This is a genomic window from Nakamurella sp., from assembly GCF_048594475.1.
In the GTDB taxonomy this organism is placed as follows: Bacteria; Actinomycetota; Actinomycetes; order Mycobacteriales; family Nakamurellaceae; genus Nakamurella.
This window is the reverse complement of record NZ_JBMDXT010000588.1, coordinates 1-4,029: the sequence shown is the minus strand read 5'-3', so window position 1 is coordinate 4,029 and position 4,029 is coordinate 1. Positions and strand designations below refer to the sequence as shown.

Here is a 4,029-nt window from a genome sequence, read left to right as displayed (position 1 = left end):
CCGGCCGTCTCGGCGAGGCGGGCCAGCTCGGCCATCGATTCCTCGGCCGCCACGGCGGTCGAGGCGGCGCCCGCCCAGACCCCGACCAGGACGACCCGCTCCAGCTGGAGCTTGCGGTACTCGACCTCGGTGATGTCGGTGAGTTCGGTGGACAGACCGACCACCCGGCGCAGGGCGGCCCGGTCGGCCAGGTCGCGCTCACCCTGGGTGTTGCGCTCCCAGTCGGCATCGACCGGGTCCGTCGAGTCCAGGTCCGTCGGGGTGTGGATCGGCGTGCCACCGTCACCGTGGTGATGAGTGGGCTCTACTCGCACAGTTGGTTGTCCTTCGTCGTCTGCCGTCGGGGCGGTCGTCTGCATCGGTCAGGTCGGTTCACGGCCGGGCCGGCGGCCGCCGGGGCGCCGGACCGGGTGAACGACGGGGTGGGCTCGCCGTTACCACATGCCGTCCAGCCTGCCACGAGTGCCCGACCACTTTCCGGTCTTTTTCCCGAGAGCTGACGGCCCGGTCAGCGATGGGCCGCCCAGAAGTCGGCCTCGAGGTGCCCGCGGGCGACCAGCACCGCCGGCCCGGTCAGGGTCGACCCGTCCGCCGCGATGTCCACCACGACCCGGCCGCCCGGCACCCGGACGGCCACCCGGCCGGCCTCCCGGCCCGCCGCGGCCAGGTGGGCGGCCGCCACCGCCACGGTCCCGGTCCCGCACGACCGCGTCTCCCCCACGCCGCGCTCGTGCACCCGCATGGACACCTCCTCGGCGCCCAGCGCGGTGACGAACTCGACGTTCACCCCGTCCGGGAACACGCCGGGGTCGAAGCCGGGCTGCCGGGTCAGATCCAGGGCGACCAGCGCGGACTCGTCGGCCACCCCGGCACACACCAGGTGCGGATTGCCGACGTCGACCGCGACCCCGGCGAACTCCCGGTCGCCGAGCAGCGCCCGGGAGTGGACGCCCACCACCGCGGGACCCATCTCGATGGAGACGTCTCCGACCCGGCCGAGCCGGGCCACCCGGGTGCCGCCCCGGGTCCGGAACACGATCGAACCCGGCTCGGCCCACCCGGCCTCGACGAGATACCGGGCGAACAGCCGGGCGCCGTTGCCGCACATCTCGGCCACCGAGCCGTCGGCGTTGTAGTAGTCCATGAAGAAGCGCTCCGCGCCGCCGTCCCGGACGGGCACGACCCGGATCACGCCGTCGGCGCCGAGTCCGGCCCGCCGGTTGCAGAGGGCCCGGACCCGGCCGGGGGTCAGGTCCAGGACGTCGTCGGGGTCCGGGAGCAGCACGAAGTCGTTCTCGGTGCCGTGCCCCTTGAGGAATTCGGGGGACGTCGCGGGACTGGACACCGCTCTAGCCTACGGAGGCCCCGGCCACCGCCTCCACCGCGCGCGCCAGCAGGTCGGGGCGGCCGGCCTCCAGGTCGATCCGGCGAGGGTCGCGCCGGAACCAGGACCGTTGGCGCCGGACGAACCGGCGGGTCGCCTGCGCGGTGGCGGCCACCGCCTCGGGCACGGTCGCCTCGCCGTCCAGGACCTGCAGGAACTGGGCGTAGCCCAGCGCCCGTGACGCGGTCACCCCCTGCCGAAGTCCCTGCCCGTCGAGCCGGCGGACCTCCTCGAGCAGGCCGTCGTCGACCATCCGGTGCACGCGACGCTCGAGCCGCGCGTCGAGCTCGGCGGTGTCGCGGTCGAGCAGCAGCTGCACGGCGTCGTAGGCCGGCGTGTCGTACCGGGGCATGGTGGCGCTGAACGGGCGACCGGTCAGCTCGATGACCTCCAACGCCCGCACGATCTTGCGACCGTTGGCCGGGCCGATGGCCGTCGCGGCGGCCGGATCGGCCCGGGCCAGGCGCTCGGCGAGAGCCGCGGCGCCGACCGCGGCCAGTTCGTCCTCCAGCCGCGCGCGGACCGCCGGTTCGGTGGCCGGGAACTCGATGGCATCCACCACGGCCCGGATGTACAGCCCGGATCCGCCGACCAGCAGCGGGGTCCGGCCCCGGGCCAGGATCCGTTCGACGGCGGCCCGGGCATCCCGCTGATAGGCGGCGACGGTGGCCGTCCGGGTCACGTCCAGCACGTCGAGCAGGTGGTGCGGGATGCCGCGACGGTCGGCTGGCGCCAGCTTGGCCGTGCCGATGTCCATGCCCCGGTACAGCTGCATCGAATCGGCGTTGACGATCTCGCCGTCCAGCCGTTCGGCGAGGTCCAGGGCCAGGTCGGACTTGCCGGTCGCGGTCGGACCGGCCACCACCACGAGGCGGTGCCGGCTCATCGGCCGGGCCAGCGCCAGGCGGCCACCAGGTACCCGACCCCGTAGGGAGCGGCCCGGTGCAGCAGCTCGGCGGAGACCGGCGGGTCGGTGCTGGTCAGCCCGGCCAGCACCCGTAACGGGCCGGTCACCGCCAGCAGGGCGGCGGCCAGCTCGCCGTCCGCGCACGCGTCGGCCAGCGCCGCCGGGTCGCCCGCGGCGAGCGCGGCGGCGAGCGCGTCGTCGAAGGGGCCGGCCCGGTCGTCCCGGCGGCCCGGAGAATGATCGTCGTGGGTCGCGGCGCCGTCGGCGATCACCAGGAGCGCGTCCCGCGCTCCGGCCCGGTGCCGGACGGCGGCCGCGGCGATGTCCGGATCGTCACCGGTCTCGACCAGGTCGACCGGCACCGGAACGCCGCCGGGGAAGGTCCGTTCCAGCAGCGCCTGGCCGACGACGGCGCCGACCGGCAGCACCGGCCGGCAGACCGGTGGGTGCAGGTCGCTCCGCAGCACCGCCGGCGCACCGGTCTGGCTCCCGACGGTGCCGGCCGGGAACACCACGGTCCGGCGCCCACCGGCGACCACGACGATCCGGTCCGCGTCGGCCAGTGGCCGCACGGCGGTCCGGCAGGCATCCACGAGGTCCGCGCGGGCCAGCGCAAGGGGGTCCGCGACACCGGGGATGAGAAAGGGTGCACCCGGGCACACCGCGGCGCCGACGATCACGTCCCCATCACCCCAGCAGGCTAGTTGGCCGAGCGGGCGAGGCCACCATCCACCGCCGCGGCCGAGCGGGCGAGGCCACCATCCACCCCCGCGGCGGGGACGGGGACCCCCTCTCGCCCGCCCGATGACCAGCGGGCACACTGGACGTGATGTCGGCCACGCCGCCGACGCCGCTGAAAGGGGCGCCCGCTGGGCGCCCGGGAGCCGACCGGCTCCCATCGACCGGTAGGAGGTTCCGACCGATGCCCGACGACGTCACGACCAGCCCCGACCACGAGTCTCCCGGCGGATCGGCGGGCACCCCCGCCACGGATCCCGCCGGTCCCGAAGCGGTCGCCACCACGTCATCGATCCCGTCCTCGTCGGCGATCCCGGAACCACCGGACGCACCCGACATCCCGATCCCGGCACCGGCCACCCCGGCCGCGACGCCGGAGGTGCCGGACCTGCCGGAGATACCGGACCTGCCCGACGTGCCGGATGCGCCCAGCCCGCCGTCGACCACGGCCGCGGCCACAGACAGGTCGACGGACCGGTCGACGGAGAGCGAGCCCGGTGGCGACGGCGAGCCGGCCGGGCCGCCCGCGGTCGAGCCGACGCCCCTGCCGCAGGTCACGCCGGCGGCTCCACCGGCCCCGACGCCGACCGTCGCGCCGGCCGTGCCCCCGGTTCCGATGCCCACGGTGAGCCCGAGCGGACCGACGAGCGAGCCGGTCGAGGCGGTCGCCGCCGGGACCGACAGGGCCGGGGCTCCCGAGGCCGCCCTGGACGGGAGCGTCGACAGCATCCCGTCCGCCGATCCGCCGTCGGGCGATCTCGAGCCGGCCGATCGCGAGCCGGCCGATCGCGAGCCGGCCGAGCCGGCCGAATCCCAGCCGGCGACCGCGGAACCGGCCGCCGCCGAGGCACCGGTCTCCGACGCACCGGCCGGTGATGCCCCGCCCAGCGGGGCGCCGGAGGCTGACGCCGGCTCCGCGGCACCGGTCGACGAGCCGGCCCCTACCGAACCCGCGAGCGACCCCGCCGCGGACGCGGCGGCGTCCGCCACTCCGGCCACC

General features: G+C 76.1%; 3 protein-coding genes and 2 pseudogenes. 1 reads left to right on the top strand and 4 read right to left on the bottom strand.

The annotated features are described in order from the left end of the window. From ACOJUF_RS26160 to ACOJUF_RS26145, 4 genes and pseudogenes are all read right to left on the bottom strand, one after another. Positions 1 to 251: pseudogene (locus tag ACOJUF_RS26160) on the bottom strand (GTPase HflX); the annotation flags it as partial. A 257-nt stretch (positions 252 to 508) separates the two neighbouring features. Next, on the bottom strand, positions 509 to 1,345 hold the full coding sequence (gene dapF / locus ACOJUF_RS26155; RefSeq protein ID WP_420124730.1) for a diaminopimelate epimerase: 837 nt from the start codon (positions 1,343 to 1,345) through the stop codon (positions 509 to 511). 4 nt (positions 1,346 to 1,349) lie between these two features. After that, entirely contained in the window at positions 1,350 to 2,270 is a 921-nt protein-coding gene (gene miaA / locus ACOJUF_RS26150; protein WP_420124729.1) for a tRNA (adenosine(37)-N6)-dimethylallyltransferase MiaA, read from the bottom strand. Further along, positions 2,267 to 2,971: a hypothetical protein gene (locus ACOJUF_RS26145; protein ID WP_420124728.1), complete on the bottom strand. Its 705-nt coding sequence runs from the start codon at positions 2,969 to 2,971 to the stop codon at positions 2,267 to 2,269. Before ACOJUF_RS26145 ends, miaA begins: the two co-directional genes overlap by 4 nt. 242 nt (positions 2,972 to 3,213) lie before the next feature. Here ACOJUF_RS26145 and ACOJUF_RS26140 point away from each other — a divergent pair. After that, positions 3,214 to 4,029 (top strand): annotated as a pseudogene (locus tag ACOJUF_RS26140) (hypothetical protein); the annotation flags it as partial.

Bases quoted from the DNA above. Each gene is read 5' to 3' on its own strand.
- miaA (WP_420124729.1), bottom strand. From the start codon at position 2,270: ATGAGCCGGCACCGCCTCGTGGTGGTGGCCGGTCCGACCGCGACCGGC.